Here is a 16,486-nt window from a genome sequence, read left to right as displayed (position 1 = left end):
GATGACGATCCCCATCGACCAGGCCTGGGCCGAGGCCACGCTGCTCGCGATCGTGCGGATGACGGCATTCCTCTTCGTCGCACCGCCCTTCTCGCACAACGCGTTCCCGGCCCGCATCAAGGCGATGCTCGGGGTCGGTCTCGGCGTCGCGGTCTCGAGCCGGGCGGGCGCGTCGTGGACGGGCCACGGCGACGCCGCCTTCGTGACGGGTCTCGTCCTCGAGCTGCTGACCGGTCTGGCGCTCGGCTTCCTCGTCTACCTCGTCTTCGCGGCGGTGCAGTCGGCGGGCTCGCTCATCGACCTCTCCGGGGGCTTCCAGCTCGCCCAGGCCTACGACCCGCAGAGCATGGTCAACGGGGCGCAGTTCACGCGCCTGACCCAGATGGCGGCCCTCGCCCTGCTCTTCAGCACGGACGGCTACCAGCTCGTCATCAGCGGCCTCACCGGGACGGTGGGACCGCTCCCGCTCGGCGGCGGGATCGACCTGTCGCGCCCGGTGGAGGTGATGGTCTCCGGCGTCAGCGGCATGTTCGTCGCAGCGGTCCAGATCGCCGGGCCGCTCATGGCGGTCCTCTTCCTCGCGGACGTCGGCCTCGGGCTGCTGACGCGGGTCGCCCCGGCCCTCAACGCCTTCCAGCTCGGTTTCCCGCTCAAGATCCTCATCACCCTCGGTCTGTCCGGCTTCATGTTCCTCGCCCTGCCCCGCGTCGTGTCGGCCCTGGCCCACGACGCGGCCCGGCTGCTGCTGGGGGTGGCCTGATGTCAGATGCCGGCGAGCGCACCGAGCAGGCCACCGACAAGCGGATGAAGGAGGTCCGCTCCAAGGGCCAGCTGTCGAAGTCGCAGGACCTCACCGCGTGGCTCGCGGTCGGTCTGGGGGCGGTCATGATCCCGGTGACGATCTCGCGGGGGGCCGACGCGAGCGCGAGCCAGCTCATGACGCTGCGGTCGGTGACCGCGGACCCGGACCCGGGCCGTGCCGTCGCCGCCCTCGGGGAGGGGCTGGGGTCGATCGGGTGGACGCTGCTGCCGCTCGTGTCGGCCGTCTTCGTCGGTGTCGTCGGTGGGTCGGTGCTGCAGGGCGGCCTGCACGTGAAGCGCTTCGCCCCGTCCTTCGAGCACTTCGACCTCGTCAAGGGCGTCGGGCGGGTGTTCGGCAAGCAGGCGCTCTGGGGCGGCGTCAAGGCGCTGGTCAAGACGGCGGTGGTCGGGGTCGTGCTGTGGATGGTCGTCCAGGACCTCGTGCCGGTGCTCCTGTCGGCGGGTGGGCTGCCGGTGTCGGGTCTCATCGCCGAGACCGGAGACGGCGCCGCCTCGCTGCTGCGCTTCGCCGTCGCCGCGGGCGTCGTCCTCGCCGTGGCCGACGTCGCGGTCGTCATGCGCCGCAACCGTGGTCGCACCCGCATGACCAAGCGCGAGGTCAAGGACGAGCACAAGACGAGCGAGGGCGACCCGCTGCTGCGCCAGCACCGCCGCTCGCGCCAGCTGTCGATGTCGCGCAACCGGATGATCTCGGCCGTAGCCGGTGCGGACGTCGTCCTCGTCAACCCGACCCACGTCGCAGTCGCGCTGACGTACGAGCCCGGCAAGGCCGCCCCGCGGGTCGTGGCCAAGGGCGCCGGCACCATCGCCACCCGCATCCGCGCCGAGGCCGAGGACAAGGGGGTCCCGATGGTCCGCGACGTGCCGCTGGCCCGGGCGCTGCACGCGGGCTGCGAGATCGGCCAGGAGATCCCGGTCGACCTCTACACGCCCGTGGCGGGCGTGCTCGCCTTCGTCATGGCGCTGCGGGCCCGGGGGTCTGCGGCCGGTGTGCACACCGTCCCCCAGCGGCCGGCCCGGGGCGCCGCCTCCTCGTCCCCGTCACCCGTGTCATCACCCACGTCGTCATCCACGTCCCACCCAGGAGGGTCCTCGTGAACCGTGACCTCGCCCGTCTGGCCGTGCCGCACGGCATCGTCGGCATCGTCCTGCTGCTCGTCGTCCCGGTGCCGGCGGCGCTGCTCGACGTGCTCATCGTCTGCAACATCGCGCTGGCCCTCGTCATCCTGCTGACGGCGATGTTCGTGACGAGACCGCTCGACTTCTCGGTCTTCCCGTCGTTGCTGCTCGTCGCGACGCTCTTCCGACTCGGCCTCAACGTCGCCTCGACGCGCCTGGTCCTCGGCCAGGGCTTCGCCGGCCACGTCATCGAGGCCTTCGGCACGGTGACGGTCGGTGGCTCGCTCATCATCGGCGCCGTCGTCTTCGTGATCCTCGTCGTCATCCAGTTCGTCGTCGTCACCAAGGGCGCCGAGCGGGTCGCCGAGGTGGGAGCGCGGTTCACGCTCGACGCCATGCCGGGCAAGCAGATGGCCATCGACGCCGACCTCAACGCCGGGCTCATCACCGACGTCGTCGCGCGCGAGCGCCGTGCCGACGTGGCGGCCGAGGCGGACTTCTACGGCGCCATGGACGGCGCGTCGAAGTTCGTCAAGGGCGACGCGATCGCTGGCATCGTCATCATCCTCGTCAACGTCGTCGGCGGCATCGCGGTCGGGATGGTGCAGCGCGGCCTGTCGCTGACCGACGCCGTCAACACGTACACGCTCCTCACCGTGGGTGACGGTCTCGTGACGCAGATCCCGGCGCTGCTCATGGCGGTCTCGACGGGCATGATCGTCACCCGCTCCAACGCCGAGGCCGACCTCGGTCGCACCGCGTCGGTCCAGCTCTCCCAGTCGAGGACGGCCCTGCTCGTGGCCGGGTGCGCGTCCATCGTCATGGCTCTGCTGCCCGGTATGCCGGCGCTGCCCTTCCTCGGGGTCGGTGGCCTCCTCGTGCTCGCCTCCCGACGGGTCCGGCCGGCGGCCGCGGCGGGCGCGTCCGCCGGTGGCGAGGGCGTCGACGCCGAGGGCGCTCCCGTCGACCCGAACGAGGCGATCATCGAGAAGATGCGCGTCCAGCCGCTCGAGATCCTGCTCGCCGCAGACCTCGTCGACCTCGTCGGGGGGTCGCCGGACGACCTCCTCGGCCGCGTCAAGGCGCTGCGCCACACCGTGGCCATGGACCTCGGCATCGTCATCCCGCCGGTCCGCACCCGGGACAGCGTCGACCTCCCACCGTCGACGTATGCCGTCCGCGTCGCGGGCGTGGAGGCCGGCCGCGGCATGGCGCCGCCCGGGCGCCTCCTCGCGCTCGGGGAGTCGCTCGACGCGCTGCCGGGTGCTGCCGTCATCGAGCCCGTCTTCGGGCTCGCGGGCAAGTGGATCCCGGCGGAGCTGCGCCACAGCGCCGAGCTGACGGGCGCGACCCTCATCGACCGGGTGAGCGTGCTCGTCACGCACCTGTCGTCGGTGGTGAGCGCCAACGCGTCCCGGCTCCTGTCCCGCGAGGACGTGCGGGTGCTGACCGAGGGGGTCCGCGCCGTCAGCCCCGCGACGGTCGACGAGCTGACGCCGTCGCTGCTCTCGCTCGCCGAGGTGCACCGGGTGCTCCAGGGCCTGCTCGCCGAGCAGGTCCCCATCAACGACCTGACCCGGATCTACGAGGCGCTGACGTTGCGGGCCAAGGCCGGGGCGGACGCCGAGTCGCTCGTCGAGGCGGCGCGCGCCGGGCTGGGGCCGGCGCTCGTGGCGAGGTTCGCCGACCACGGCCACCTCGCCGTCATCACGATCGAGCCGACCCTGGAGCAGGGGCTCGTCCAGGACCTGCGCCCCGCCGAGGGCGGCACCCAGCTCGTCGTGGACCCGACGCGTCTGGACGCCGTCATGACCTCGCTCAGCTCGGCCGTCGCGGCGGCCGAGGCCTCGGGCCGGTCGGCGGTCCTCGTGTGCGCCCCGGTGCTCCGGCCGGCCCTGCGCAAGCTCGTGCCGGCGCCGCCGCGCGGGGTCCCGGTCCTGTCGTACTCCGAGGTGACGTCGGCCGAGGTCACCATCGAGACCGTCGGGGTGGTGCGTGTCGGTGCAGCAGTACCTGCTTGAGGGGCGCAGCCTCGACGAGCTGGCCCGGGAGGCGACCGCCCTCTACGGGGCCGGTGCACGCATCGTGCGCGCCGAGCGGGTCCTCGACCCCGGTGTCGCGGGCTTCCTCGGTCGTCGCCACCTCGAGGTCATGGTGGAGGTGCCCGACACGTACGTGCCCGTCACGACGCGCCGACCGGGCGTGCACGTGCTCGGTGACCGGACGGGGCTGCTCGCGCTGCTGGACAGTGCCGACCGTGCCGAGGACGACGTCAACGCCACCTCGGCCGAGCCGGGTGCGATCCCGTCCGCCCCCATCGGCGCCGTCGCCACGGTCTCCACCGAGTCGGACAGCCTGTCCGAGCTGCTGTCCCGGCTCGGTGTCGACCGTGGGGACCACGACGACCCCGCACGCACGGCCCACGCGTCCGGTGCCGCGGTCCCGGCGCTGCTCGACGCACCGGGAGACCTCGTGCTCGTCCTCGGCCTCGGCGACTCGGCGTGGCCGGTCACCGACTCGATGGCCGCCGCGCTCGAGCGCAGCGGTCGCAGCATCGCCCGCCACGGAGGGGGAGCGGCCGCGCGACCCGGTGGCCCGCGGCTCGCGAGCCGGTGGGACGCCGCCGAGGCCCGAGCCCTGGCGGTGGAGGCCCACGCGACGGTCGTGACGGCATACGGCCTCGGTTCCCCGACGACGGGACTGCCCCACCTCGACGAGGTGGGCGTGCTCGGCCCCGACCAGGTGTGGCTCGTCGTCGACGCCCGGCACAAGGCGGACGAGACCTTCGACTGGGTGGCGACGGTGCGGGAGGTCCTGCACGTCGACGCGCTCGCGGTCGTCGGAGCCGGCGACTCGCGGACGGCGCACACGGTGAACGGGCTCGGCCTTCCCCTAGGCTGGCTGGACGGGATGCCCGCGCCACGGACGGTGCTCTGAGCCTCGTCGACCACCGACGACCCGCAACCCACGGAAGGGGCCCCCATGCTCGTGCTGACCCGCAAGCCGGGCGAGAAGATCATGATCGGTGACGACATCGTCATCACCTTCCTCGAGAGCCGCGGCGGCGACGGCATCCGCATCGGCATCGACGCACCGCGCCACCTCGAGATCAAGCGCGAGGAGATCGCGGTCGCCGTGGCCGACGCGAACCGCGAGGCCACCCGCGCCAACGCCGACGAGGTGCTGCGGGGGCTCGTTCCGCCGACCCCGGCGCCGCCGCCGGCCGTCGGTGAGCCCTCGGCCGGACCCGAGGGCGGCAGGCCAGCGCCCTAGCGTCGACCCACGTCCCAGCCGTGGAAGCAACCCCGTCACACCGGTGCCGGGGCAATTTCGCGATTTCGCGTACAAACCATTCTTTATCCACCCAAAATGGACATGTCTGAACGGGTCCGCAGACGTCTGCTGCGCGACCCATCTCGCGCATGGTCGGTGCGCTCGTCCAAGGGGTCCAGTGCAAGCAGCGGAACGCAACCGTCTCGTCGTCGACAACCTCCCGCTCGTCGGCTACCTGGTCTCCGAGCTGTGCGCGCGAGCCACCCATCTCTCGCGCGAGGACCTCGCCTCGGTGGGTGCCGTCGGCCTCGTTCTCGCCGCCGACGCCTTCGACCCCTCGGCCGGGGTGCCCTTCGGGGCGTATGCCCGCCGCCGCGTCAGCGGGGCCCTGCTCGACGAGCTGCGCTCGCTCGACTGGGCCGGGCGCGGGACCCGCCAGCGGATCAAGTCGATGCAGGCCATGTCCGAGACGCTGGCCGCCCGGCTCGGTCGCGCCCCGTCGCACGAGGAGATGGCGTCGGCGCTCGGTGTGACGTCCGAGCAGGTGCGGGACGGTCTCGCCGACGCCGCGCGGGTGGTCGGGCCGCTCGATGCAGCCGCCGAGGCGCTCGCCGCCGAGACCGTCGCCCCGGAGGACGCAGCTCTCGAGCGGGAGCGGGTCCAGCACCTCGGGGCAGCCGTCGCGGCCCTGCCCGACCGGCTCCGCTTCATCGTCACGGAGATCTACCTCGAGGGTCGCGCGGTCAAGGACGTGGCGGCCGAGCTCGGCCTCACGTCGTCGGCCGTGTCGCAGCAGCGCGGGGAGGCCTTGCGGCTCATGCGGGCCGGACTCGAGACCCACTTCGCCGACGAGCCCGACCCGCTGCGGTGCGTGCCGGCCGAGGCCGGCCACGCCCTGCCCGTCACGCCGCGTCGCGCGGCCTACCTCGAGAGCGTCGGCGAGGCCGTCCAGGGCTTCCGGCAGCAGCGGGCACTGGCCGGTGGGGGAGTCCGCCGCACCCACGGGTCCCCGTCTCTCGAGGCCGCGGGCTGAGCCCGACCCGCAACAGCGTCACGGGCCGGGCCGGCGCCGACTGACGCGTCACCGACGCACCGTCAGGTGGGGCGGCTCGGCCCGGACCTGCCGGCGAACGGGTCAGGACCCGTCGCGCACGCGCCGGGCGAACGCGGATGACCGGGCGCGCAGCTCCTCGACCCGGCGCTCGACGAGAGCGAGCGGGTCGAGCCCGCCCTCCATGCCGTTGGGCAGGCGCCGGACGTGGGCCGAGCAGCTGAAATCGGCGTGCACGAGCGTGCCGAGGCTGTTGCCCTCGCGGCCTGCGGCGCCGGCGCGCTTGGCGACGAAGAGCGACACCTCGGTCGTGGCGAAGACGTCCTCGCACCACGCGCACATCGTGCTGGCCTTGCGCGTGCGCTCCGAGGTGCGCAGCAGCAGGCCGACGGGCTCGTCGTCGACGGGCACCACGGCATACGCACGCTGGGCGTTGCTGCGGTCGACCCAGCCGAGGAAGTCGAGCGTCTCCCAGCGGTCGCCGATGCGGTCGAGGTCCGGGAGGTTCGCCTGCTTGGCCTCACGTCGGGAGGTGTTGACGAACGAAGCGCGAATCTCGTTCTCTGTCAGTGGTTTCACGGTCTTTCCTGTCGGTCGGGCATGACCGGACGGCCCGGTCAGCCGGGGTGGGGGAGATGGCGCGGGACCGTGACCGCCGAGCAGGCCATCCGGGCCACCCACCTCTCCGCGGGCCTCCCCGCCGACGACCGACATGCTCCGAACGGAGCCGCGTCCATGATGCACGGGTCGGCCCGTGGGATCCATCGATTAAAGCGCCGTCAGAGGGCGTCAGGGCGATGTGCGCGTCCGTTTCGTGCCGTATTGGGGTGGCAGATCTTGCCAGAATCTGTCCTACCGGGATGCTTTCGTGACCTTCTCTGTCACATTCGATGAATGTTCATCGGCCGGGGTCCTCCCCGGTCGGCCCGCCGGACGCCGAGTCCTGTCCGCCGGTGGGGCAGTCATGGAAAAACGGACAGGAGTGGGGGACCCACCTTCGGACCGGTCAGCCGGTCCTCGGGGTGAAGCCGCATCAGCGGCCGGGCAACTTCCGCCCGAACCCGACAGCTCACCTCACAGGCGTGGGAAGGACCTGCCATGTCCGCTTCTACCTCCGCACGCCGAATTTCCTTGCAATCACTGGCGATCGCGCCTCTGGTCACCGCAGCTCTCCTGGTCGGGACGGTCGGCACGTCGCCGGCGCCGACCGCCTCTGCACCAGGTGCGTCGGCAGCGCCGGCCGTCTCGGGGTCCTCGACCCGAGCGCCCGTCGACGTGACGACCAAGCCCGTCGCCTACGTCACCCCGGCATCGATCGCCATCCCCCGCGGCCTCAAGGCCGTCAGGATCGCGGCCGCCCAGAAGGGCAAGCCGTACCGGTGGGGCGGGGCGGGGCCGTCGTCCTTCGACTGCTCCGGACTCGTCTACTACGTCTACCGCACGCAGCTGCACGTGTCGCTGGCCCGCACCGCCAACGCCCAGCGCCTGCAGACCATCCGGATCGCCAAGGCCAGCCTCCGGCCCGGCGATCTCGTCTTCTTCATGTCCGGAGGGCGCGCCTACCACGTCGGCATCTACGCCGGCAGCGGCAAGATCTGGCACTCACCGAGGCCGGGCCAGCGCGTCCAGCTCTCGAAGCTCTGGACCAGCCAGTGGGTGGCCGGCCGCATCCGCTGACGAGGGAGCGGCCCTCAGGGACTGACGACCCCGAGGGCCGCACGTCCACCAGGAGAGCAGGTGGGCCTCACGGATCTGCGCGGAGCGAGCGACGGGAATCGAACCCGCGTATCCAGCTTGGGAAGCTGGCGCTCTACCATTGAGCTACGCTCGCACGGGCCGCCGGCGGTGCCCCGTGAGGGACACGTGAGCGGCACGCGGCGCCAGTGTAGCCGACGCCGCGCCAGTGCCCAGACCACGACCCCAGGGGCCCCTTTCGTCATGGATCTCGTCAAGCAGAACGCCTTCGTGGAGCACGTGCGCCAGCGCGGCGGAGCGAGCGCCCAGGTGGCCGTGACCCTCGAGCAGTTCTTCGACGGCAACGACTGCGAGTGGTCGATCGCGCCGAACCGCCCCGAGGACATGCCCCTCGAGTCCGTGCAGCGCGTGCTGCTCGACCTGCGCGAGCACCCGGACGTCCACGACGTGCGCGTCGAGCTCGACGTCCTGGAGTTCCAGGACTTCCCCGACGACGAATGGCCTTTCGCGAGTGGGGTGGCCGTCATCACGACGCTGCAGCCGGACGAGGTCGACGCCATGACCGTCGACGCCGACACCGAGTCGAGCGGCGGTCCCGCCGCCCACGCCGACTGGCTCGTCGACGCCCCGACGGTGCCCGAGGGGCACCACTACGTCGGCGTGTGGTGGGACTGATGGGCGAGTCCGCTCCCGGCGCCGGCATGGTCACCGGTGAGCTCGAGCAGGTCACCGACGCCGTCTGCTACCACGGGGAGGGCCCCGTCTGGTCGTCGACGTGGGACGGCCTGCGGTGGGTCGACATGCTCGCGGGCGACGTGCTGACCCTGCGACGCGACGGGTCCGTCGACCGGGTGCACGTCGGCGACGTCGCGGCGTTCCTGCGCCCGCGCACCGACGGCGGCTGGGTGGTCGCGACCGAGCGAGGTCTCGCCCGAGCGGACGAACCACACGGCATACCCGCTCCGTGGTTCGACCTCTGGGACGACCCGTCCGTCCGGATGAACGAGGGCGGCGTCGACGGCGAGGGCCGCCTGTGGGCGGGGTCGATGGGCTACGACCGCGTCCCCGGCAGCGCGCGCCTCTACCGCGTCGACGGCGCGGGGTGCGTCACCGTGGTCCTGCCCGACGTGACGATCTCCAACGGCATCGACCTCTCGCCCGACGGGCGCCTCGCCTACTACGACGACACCCCGACCGGCCGCACCGACGTGTTCGACGTCGTCGACGGGGAGCTGACGGGCCGTCGACCCTTCGTCACCCACGACGTCGGCCACCCCGACGGCCTCACCGTCGACAGCGCCGGCAACGTCTGGGTCGCCCTCAACGGCGCGGGGCGAGTGCGCTGCTTCGCACCCTCGGGCGAGGTGCTCGCGGAGGTGACGCTGCCCGTGCGCCTCGTGACCGCCTGCACGTTCGGCGGCGACGACCTGCGCGACCTCTACGTCACGACGTCCCGCGAGAACCTCGAGGACCCCGAGCCGCAGGCCGGCGCCCTCTTCCGCGTCCGCGTCGCCGTGCCGGGTCGGCCGGTGCGCGCCTTCGCCGGGTGACCTCCTGACCGGCGACCCCGAGCGGGCGTATGCCGGGTGGCCGGCACCCGCCGTCAGCCCGGGTCGCTGATCCCACCGTCGGACGACGTGCCGAACGACGCGACAGACCGGGCGGGACGCGAGAACCGGCCGGGCGGCATCCCGGCGGCGCCGTCGAGCCCCGCGTCGTCGCCGGACCCGACCCCCAGGAGGCTGCGGGTGAGCTGCTGGGTGTCCGACATCAGCTCGTCGAGGGCGAGGCCGAGGTGCTCGTCCGACGGCGGCTCGTCGGCGATCGCCGCCGCGAGGACGGCACGCCGAACGAGCTCCTTGGTGAACGACGCGGTCGTGCCCTCGGCCCGGGCTGCGGCGGCGGAGATCGCCTCGGCACCGAAGAGGTGGCCGCCGTAGAGCCGGAGCAGCTCGCGCCGACCCTCGGCGTCGGGCAGGGGGATCTCGGCCGCGAGGTCGACCCGGCCGGGACGCTGCGACAGGGCGACCTCGAGGTCCTCGACGCGGTTCGTCGTCAGGACGAAGGCCACGTCGGCGTCGGCGTCGAGGCCGTCGAGGGCGTCGAGCACCTCGAAGAGCAGCGGTGAGGCCCCCATCGGCGCGAACGAACGGTCCTCCGCCACGAGGTCGCAGTCCTCGAGCACGACGATCGCCGGCTGGTGCGCCCGGGCGACCTTCGCGGCGTCGTGGATGAAACGCAACGAGCCCCCGCTCAGCAGCACGGCCGTCGTCCCCGGTGTGGCCGACAGCAGGTGACGCACCGTGTGGGTCTTGCCGGTGCCGGGCGGGCCGTAGAGCAGGACGCCGCGCTTGAGGTGCTGGCCGTGCGCGACGAGGCGCTCGCGGTGCTCGCCCATCCCGATGACGTGGCGGGCCACCCGTTCGAGCACGCCGTCGGGCAGCACGACGGCGGCCGCATCGACGGAGGGGCGCTCGATGAAGGTCACGCCGGCCAGGCCCTGGCCGTAGGGGTCGGAGCCGAACGTGAGCACCTGGCCCCGGATGACGCTCCGCTCGTCCATGAGCGCCTGCACCCGGGCCATCAGGGCGTCCGAGAGGTCGCGGTCCTCGGCGACGACCTCGATGGTCCCGGACTCGCGGCCGAACTGCCGGTTCATGCCCTGCTGGCGCACGGCGACCGGTCGGCCCTCGAAGGTGAAGAGCCGGATGCCGGAGGTGACGACCTGGCGCTGGTCGTCCGTGCCGGGACCGGTCGGCATCCGGTCGTAGTCGACCTGTCCGACCGACATGCCGGGGCCGTGGAAGCCCTGCACGAGGTCGCCGAGCGACATGTGGTGCCGTGCGTCGCCGGCGATCCCGATGATGCTGGCGTCGGGGTCGGCGGCCATGACCTCGGACAGCGCGATGTCGGCGTCGACGAGGCGATGGGCCGGCACGGGCGCCGAGACGACGGCGAGCAGGTGCGGTGCCGTCCCGAGGTGCTCGTGCAGGGCGTCGGCCAGCCGGCGTCCGGCGTCGGAGCCCGGCAGCCTGTCGAGGAGGCGCCGCAGGACGGTGTGGAAGTCGGCGAGCAGCGCGTCGTCGTCGGCGTCCGGCGCGGTCGGGGGCGTCGAGGAGGTCGATGGCGTCGAGGGGTCCATGACGTGACGATAGGACGCGGGGGAGTCCACGGGGCCGGGAGTCACCGGGCGAATCCGGCCGGGCGTTATAGCCTCGTCCCGTGCTGCTCTCCGACAAGGACATCCGGGCCGAGGTCGCTGCCGGTCGCGTCGAGCTCGACCCGTGGGACCCGCAGATGGTCCAACCCTCGAGCGTCGACGTCCGGCTCGACAAGTACTTCCGGCTCTTCGACAACCACAAGTACCCCTACATCGACCCCGCGGCCGAGCAGCCCGACCTGACCAGGCTCGTCGAGGTCACGCCGGAGGAGGACGGCTTCGTCCTGCACCCGGGGGAGTTCGTCCTCGGGTCGACGCTCGAGACGGTCTCGCTGCCCGACGACCTGGCCGCCCGCGTCGAGGGCAAGAGCTCGCTCGGTCGCCTCGGCCTGCTGACGCACGCGACGGCCGGCTTCGTCGACCCGGGCTTCTCGGGCCACGTGACGCTCGAGCTGTCCAACGTCGCGACGCTTCCGATCATGCTCTACCCGGGGATGAAGATCGGTCAGCTCTGCTTCTTCCGGCTCAGCTCGCCGGCCGAGAACCCTTACGGGTCAGCCGCCTACGGCTCGCACTACCAGGGCCAGCGCGGTCCGACCGCGAGCCGGTCGTTCGCCAACTTCCACCGCACCCAGGTGTGAGCAGCACGGACGACACCGTGGTCGGGAGCGTCGACACCGACGACTCGGGTATGCCGTTGGCCTCCCTCCTCTGGGACGCGCAGCCCGCGGGCGCGACCGTCGTCGCCCTCGTCCTGCACGGAGGGGCCGTCGACGGACTCGAGCCCAACCGCCCGTGGTCGCACAACGTCGCACGGCTCGTGCCCTTCGCGCGCGCCCTCAGGAAGGTGCCCGGTCCCATGGCCGTCGCACGCCTGCGGTTCCGCGTCCGGGGATGGAACGGCGACGCGATGCCCGTCGAGGACGCCAGGTGGGCGCTGGCACAGGTGCGGGCGGCATACCCCGGCGTCCCGATCGCGCTCGTCGGCCACTCGATGGGCGGTCGCGTCGCGATGTTCGTCGGCGACGAGCCCGACGTGCGGCTCGTCGTCGGTCTGGCGCCGTGGGTCGAGCCCGGGGACCCGCAGCCGGGGGCGGGCACCCGCACCGTCCTGCTGCACGGCGACCGCGACGTGATCTGCTCCCTGGCGCGCACCCGCGCGGCGGTCGAGCAGATGCAGGCGCAGGGGCTCGACGCCTCGCTCGTGAGAGTCGCCCGCGCCGACCACGCGATGCTCGTGCGGGCCCGGCTCTGGACGGCGCTCGTCACTGAGATCGTCCGGGCCAGCTTCGCCGACGAGCTCGGGGGCGCACGCGAGCCGCGGTCCGGACCGATCGGGGCGGTCGTCGCCCGCGTCGTGCACTCCGGCGGGGTCATCATCGACATCTGACCGTGATTCGGGGTCCGCTGCCCAGTCGGCGCAGGCGGGTACGTTGAGAGGCATGATCCGCTTCGAGGGCGTGACCAAGCGATACGCCGATGCGTCCGGCGCCGACGACGGGGCAGGGTCCCTCGCCGTCGACGACCTGACCCTCGAGGCCCCGACCGGCAAGATCACCGTCCTCGTCGGGCCCTCCGGCTGTGGCAAGACGACGACCCTGCGCATGGTCAACCGGATGATCACCCCGACGTCCGGCACGATCTCGATCGACGGCAAGGACACCGCGTCGCTCGACGTCGCCGAGCTGCGCCGCGGCATCGGCTACGTCATCCAGCACGCCGGCCTCTTCCCGCACCGCACGGTGCTCGACAACGTCACGACCGTGCCGCGACTGCTCGGCACCGACAAGAGGACGGCGCGAGCGCGAGCCATGGAGCTCATCGAGCGGGTCGGGCTCGACCCCGCGATGGCGAGGCGCTATCCGGCCCAGCTCTCGGGCGGCCAGCAGCAGCGCGTGGGCGTCGCCCGGGCGCTCGCCGCCGACCCGCCCGTCATGCTCATGGACGAGCCCTTCTCGGCCGTCGATCCCGTCGTGCGCGAGCAGCTCCAGAACGAGTTCCTGCGCCTGCAGTCCGAGCTCGGCAAGACGATCCTCTTCGTCACCCATGACATCGACGAGGCCGTCAAGCTCGGTGACCAGGTGGCGGTCCTGAGGGTGGGCGGCGTTCTCGCACAGCTGGACTCGCCGGCCAAGCTCCTCGCCGACCCCGTCGACGACTTCGTCGCGGGCTTCGTCGGACGCGACCGCGGCTACCGCGCGCTGTCCTTCGCGGCGGCTCCCGAGCTGTCCCTCACCGACGAGCCGACGGTGCGCCTCGGCGCCCGCGCCGACGACGTCCGCGCGGTGGGCACCCCCTGGGTGCTCTGCGTCGACGACGACCGCGAGCCCCTCGGCTGGGTCCGGGCCGCTGCGGTCGAGACCGAGGTGACCCGCACCCTGCTGCACCGCGGCGGCACGGTCGCGTCCGTGTCCGGCTCGCTGCGGGCCCTGCTCGACGCCGCCCTCTCGTCCCCGAGCGGTCGCGGCGTCGTGGCCGGCGACGACGGCCGGCTCGTCGGCACCATCCGGGCCGCCGAGGTGATCCCCGCGATCGAGGCTCGCCGTGACTCGACGACCGAGGAGGCGACCGCCCGGTGACCTGGGCCCTCGACCACCTCGGCGACATCCTCGCTCGCGCCGCCCAGCACGCCTGGCTGGCCGGCCTGCCGCTCGTGCTCGGTCTCGTCATCGCCGTGCCGCTCGGCTGGCTCGCCGCGCGGCAACCGCGGCTGCGAGCGGTCCTGCTCACGACGACCGGGCTGCTCTACACGATCCCGTCGCTCGCGCTGTTCATCCTGCTGCCGCCGCTGCTGGGCACCAAGATCCTCGACTCGATCAACGTCATCATCGCGATGACCGTCTACACCGTGGCACTGCTGACTCGCACCGTCGCGGACGGTCTGTCGTCGGTCGACGGGTCCACCCGGCAAGCCGCCGTCGCCATGGGCTACGGCGCCTTCGCCCGCTTCCGTGCGGTCGACCTGCCCCTCGCCGTGCCGGTCATCGCGGCCGGCCTGCGCGTCGCCGCCGTCAGCAACGTCAGCATCGTCAGCGTGGCCTCGCTCATCGGCATCTCGCAGCTCGGCTACTTCCTCACCGACGGCTACGCCCGCTCGTACCCGACCGAGGTCTGGGTCGGGATCGTCGCCTGCCTGCTGCTCGCGCTCGTCTTCGACCTCGTCATCCAGGTCGCCTCACGGGTCCTCACGCCGTGGACGAGGGCGGTGGCGGCATGACGTTCGCCCAGATCGTGTCCTGGTTCACCGATCCCGCCAACTGGCAGGGCACCGACGGCGTGCCCAACCGGGTGACCGAGCACCTGCTCTACACCGCCCTGACGCTGCTCATCGCCCTCGTCATCGCGGTGCCGCTCGGCGCGTGGGTGGGTCACTCCGGACGCATGCGCTGGCTCGTCACGGGCGCCAACGCCGCCCGGGCCGTCCCGACCCTCGGCCTGCTCTTCGCGGTGTCGATGTTCGTCGGTCCGCTCATCAAGAGCGACCTCGCCTTCGTCATCCCGAGCATCGCGGTCCTCGTGCTGCTCGCCATCCCGCCACTGCTGTCGGGCACGTATGCCGGCATCGACAGTGTCGAGCCCGCCGCGCGCGACGCGGCACGCGGGATGGGCATGACGGGCTGGCAGGTGCTGACCAAGGTCGAGGTGCCGTGCGCGCTGCCGCTCTTCCTCAGCGGACTGCGCAGCGCGACGCTCCAGGTCATCGCCACCGCCACCATCGCGGCCTCCGTCAGCCTCGGCGGGCTGGGCCGCTACCTCATCGACGGACTCGCCTCGCGCGACTACGTCCAGATGGTGTGCGGGTCCATCCTCGTCGCCGTCCTCGCGCTCGTCGCCGACGGCATCCTCGCCCTGCTCGAGAACCGGGCCGTCTCGCCGGGAATCAGCGGACGGTCCGCGCGTGTTGCCCGTTCACGCGCCCGACACCCCGATCACCACTCCGACCCCATCGGTGCAGACCGCCCGGACCCCGACTCGCGGCAGGCCGCGCTCGTCGGCTCCGGCAGCACCGGCCCCGTGGAGGCGACCGCCACCACGGGCACCCCATCCGAAAGGGACCGAACATGACACGCACGCGCTTCCTCGCCGCGGGCCTGCTGCTCGCCGCCGTCGTGCCACTGGCCGCCTGCGGTGGCGGCGGTGACCCGCTCGCCCCCGCCTCCAGCCCCGCCGCGGGCGGGGCCGGAGGCTCGACCGCGGCCGCCGGTTCGGTCAAGGTCGGGTCCGCCGACTTCCCCGAGGCCGCCCTGCTCGGCGAGATCTACGCCCAGGCCCTCGAGGCCAAGGGCATGACCGTCACCCGCCAGTTCAACATCGGCAGCCGCGAGACCTACCTCAAGGCCATCACCGGCGGCGAGGTCGACGTGCTGCCGGAGTACACCGGCTCGCTGCTCAACTTCTACGACAAGAACGCCAAGGTCGTGCAGCCGGACGAGGTCTACGCGGCCCTGCAGAAGGCCGTGCCGCAGGGCCTGACGGTCCTCGACAAGTCGGCGGCGGAGGACAAGAACTCCCTCGCCGTGACCAAGGACACCGCCAACCAGTGGTCGCTCAAGGCGATTCCCGACCTCGCGGCGCACCAGGCCGACCTCACCATCGGGGCTCCGCCGGAGTTCAAGACCCGTCAGCAGGGTCTCGTCGGGCTGAAGTCGGTCTACAACATCACACCCAAGGAGTTCCGCCCGCTGCAGAGCCAGGCGACGGTCGAGGCGCTGAAGAACGGTCAGGTCAAGGCCGCCAACATCTTCAGCACCGACCCGTCGATCGCCGCCAACGGCTTCGTCGTGCTCGAGGACCCGCAGAGCCTCTTCGGCTCGGACAACGTCGTGCCGCTCGTGCGCTCGGACAAGGCCGACGGCGTCAAGAGCATCCTCAACGCGGTCTCCGCCAAGCTCGACACCACCTCGCTCGCCGACATGGTCAAGCAGGTCGTCGTCGACAAGAAGGATGCGAGCGCGGTCGCCAAGACGTGGCTCGCCAGCGCCGGTCTCGCCTGAGCCCGCGCACCTACTGACCGGCCGACGGCTTCGGCCGGCCACCGTCACCACTGACTGAGGCCCCCGCGACGCCTGCGGGGGCCTCGGTCGTGTCGTGACAGGACCGGGCTGGGCGGACGAGGGGCCGGGGAATGCAGCGCCGACGAAAATGGTTCTCATTACTGTCGCGACCATCGCGACCCCGAGACCGAAGGAGTCCCATGGCCAAGCACACCGACCTGCGACCTGTCGTCACCCTGCGTTCGACCGCCGGCACCGGCTACAGCTACGTGACGCGCAAGAACCGTCGCACCAGCCCCGACCGGATGGTGCTGCGCAAGTTCGACCCCGTCGTCCGTGAGCACGTCGACTTCCGCGAGACCCGCTGACGGC

At 72.4% G+C, this 16,486-nt stretch carries 18 protein-coding genes, 1 tRNA gene and 1 riboswitch; of the genes, 16 read left to right on the top strand and 3 right to left on the bottom strand.

The annotated features are described in order from the left end of the window. Position 1: 1 nt before the first annotated feature. The 6 genes from TAE01_RS00645 to TAE01_RS00620 all read left to right on the top strand — a co-directional run bounded on the left by TAE01_RS00645 (position 2) and on the right by TAE01_RS00620 (position 6,247). Positions 2-760: a flagellar biosynthetic protein FliR gene (locus TAE01_RS00645; RefSeq protein ID WP_147062364.1), complete on the top strand. Its 759-nt coding sequence runs from the start codon at positions 2-4 to the stop codon at positions 758-760. Beyond that, complete coding sequence (locus TAE01_RS00640; protein ID WP_147062362.1) at positions 760-1,920, top strand: EscU/YscU/HrcU family type III secretion system export apparatus switch protein; 1,161 nt, start codon at positions 760-762, stop codon at positions 1,918-1,920. Before TAE01_RS00645 ends, TAE01_RS00640 begins: the two co-directional genes overlap by 1 nt. Beyond that, positions 1,917-3,962, top strand: coding sequence for a flagellar biosynthesis protein FlhA (locus TAE01_RS00635; protein WP_147062360.1), 2,046 nt, complete (start codon positions 1,917-1,919; stop codon positions 3,960-3,962). Before TAE01_RS00640 ends, TAE01_RS00635 begins: the two co-directional genes overlap by 4 nt. Then, positions 3,937-4,878, top strand: a complete 942-nt coding sequence (locus tag TAE01_RS00630) for a hypothetical protein (RefSeq protein WP_147062358.1) — start codon at positions 3,937-3,939, stop codon at positions 4,876-4,878. Before TAE01_RS00635 ends, TAE01_RS00630 begins: the two co-directional genes overlap by 26 nt. 45 nt (positions 4,879-4,923) lie before the next feature. Beyond that, a complete protein-coding gene (locus tag TAE01_RS00625) occupies positions 4,924-5,214 on the top strand; it encodes a carbon storage regulator (RefSeq protein WP_246111052.1) in 291 nt (96 codons plus the stop codon). A 178-nt stretch (positions 5,215-5,392) separates the two neighbouring features. Next, the gene (locus TAE01_RS00620) at positions 5,393-6,247 is read left to right on the top strand and encodes a sigma-70 family RNA polymerase sigma factor (protein ID WP_147062357.1); all 855 of its coding nucleotides are present in this window, start codon (positions 5,393-5,395) and stop codon (positions 6,245-6,247) included. 102 nt (positions 6,248-6,349) lie between these two features. Here TAE01_RS00620 and TAE01_RS00615 read toward each other — a convergent pair whose 3' ends face one another. Then, positions 6,350-6,844, bottom strand: a complete 495-nt coding sequence (locus TAE01_RS00615; protein ID WP_186814982.1) for an FBP domain-containing protein — start codon at positions 6,842-6,844, stop codon at positions 6,350-6,352. A gap of 355 nt (positions 6,845-7,199) precedes the next feature. Beyond that, positions 7,200-7,357, top strand: a riboswitch (cyclic di-AMP (ydaO/yuaA leader). Between the two features lie 183 nt (positions 7,358-7,540). Here TAE01_RS00615 and TAE01_RS00610 point away from each other — a divergent pair. After that, positions 7,541-7,942: a C40 family peptidase gene (locus tag TAE01_RS00610; protein WP_246111051.1), complete on the top strand. Its 402-nt coding sequence runs from the start codon at positions 7,541-7,543 to the stop codon at positions 7,940-7,942. Between the two features lie 83 nt (positions 7,943-8,025). Here TAE01_RS00610 and TAE01_RS00605 read toward each other — a convergent pair. Further along, positions 8,026-8,096 (bottom strand) — tRNA-Gly (locus TAE01_RS00605). A 107-nt stretch (positions 8,097-8,203) separates the two neighbouring features. On the opposite strand from TAE01_RS00605, the gene TAE01_RS00600 reads away from it, so the two are divergent. Continuing rightward, positions 8,204-8,635 carry a YfbO family protein gene (locus TAE01_RS00600; protein WP_147062353.1) on the top strand — a complete coding sequence of 144 codons (432 nt, stop codon included), beginning with the start codon at positions 8,204-8,206 and terminating at the stop codon, positions 8,633-8,635. Then, on the top strand, positions 8,635-9,510 hold the full coding sequence (locus tag TAE01_RS00595) for an SMP-30/gluconolactonase/LRE family protein (RefSeq protein ID WP_246111050.1): 876 nt from the start codon (positions 8,635-8,637) through the stop codon (positions 9,508-9,510). Before TAE01_RS00600 ends, TAE01_RS00595 begins: the two co-directional genes overlap by 1 nt. 53 nt (positions 9,511-9,563) lie before the next feature. Here the strand turns inward: TAE01_RS00595 and TAE01_RS00590 are convergent, their stop codons facing one another. Beyond that, a complete protein-coding gene (locus TAE01_RS00590; protein ID WP_147062351.1) occupies positions 9,564-11,102 on the bottom strand; it encodes an AAA family ATPase in 1,539 nt (512 codons plus the stop codon). 80 nt (positions 11,103-11,182) lie between these two features. Here TAE01_RS00590 and dcd point away from each other — a divergent pair, with 80 nt between their 5' ends. The 7 genes from dcd to rpmG all read left to right on the top strand — a co-directional run bounded on the left by dcd (position 11,183) and on the right by rpmG (position 16,482). Further along, positions 11,183-11,761, top strand: a complete 579-nt coding sequence (gene dcd, locus TAE01_RS00585) for a dCTP deaminase (protein ID WP_147062349.1) — start codon at positions 11,183-11,185, stop codon at positions 11,759-11,761. After that, the gene (locus tag TAE01_RS00580; protein WP_246111049.1) at positions 11,758-12,510 is read left to right on the top strand and encodes an alpha/beta hydrolase; all 753 of its coding nucleotides are present in this window, start codon (positions 11,758-11,760) and stop codon (positions 12,508-12,510) included. The genes dcd and TAE01_RS00580 overlap by 4 nt, the downstream gene beginning before the upstream one ends. Positions 12,511-12,562: 52 nt before the next feature. Continuing rightward, complete coding sequence (locus tag TAE01_RS00575) at positions 12,563-13,699, top strand: ABC transporter ATP-binding protein (protein ID WP_147062347.1); 1,137 nt, start codon at positions 12,563-12,565, stop codon at positions 13,697-13,699. Beyond that, positions 13,696-14,337: an ABC transporter permease gene (locus tag TAE01_RS00570; RefSeq protein ID WP_147062345.1), complete on the top strand. Its 642-nt coding sequence runs from the start codon at positions 13,696-13,698 to the stop codon at positions 14,335-14,337. Before TAE01_RS00575 ends, TAE01_RS00570 begins: the two co-directional genes overlap by 4 nt. After that, positions 14,334-15,185, top strand: a complete 852-nt coding sequence (locus TAE01_RS00565; protein ID WP_186814981.1) for an ABC transporter permease — start codon at positions 14,334-14,336, stop codon at positions 15,183-15,185. Before TAE01_RS00570 ends, TAE01_RS00565 begins: the two co-directional genes overlap by 4 nt. Then, the gene (locus tag TAE01_RS00560) at positions 15,182-16,114 is read left to right on the top strand and encodes an ABC transporter substrate-binding protein (RefSeq protein ID WP_147062341.1); all 933 of its coding nucleotides are present in this window, start codon (positions 15,182-15,184) and stop codon (positions 16,112-16,114) included. The genes TAE01_RS00565 and TAE01_RS00560 overlap by 4 nt, the downstream gene beginning before the upstream one ends. 200 nt (positions 16,115-16,314) lie before the next feature. Continuing rightward, positions 16,315-16,482 (top strand): 50S ribosomal protein L33, encoded by a 168-nt coding sequence (gene rpmG / locus TAE01_RS00555; protein ID WP_147062339.1) that lies wholly within the window; start codon positions 16,315-16,317, stop codon positions 16,480-16,482. Positions 16,483-16,486: the final 4 nt, after the last annotated feature.

It is taken from the genome of Terrabacter aerolatus (assembly GCF_007991735.1).
GTDB lineage: Bacteria > Actinomycetota > Actinomycetes > Actinomycetales > Dermatophilaceae > Terrabacter > Terrabacter aerolatus.
Note: the sequence above shows the minus strand (reverse complement) of the source record. Positions and strands in the feature narration are given on the sequence as shown.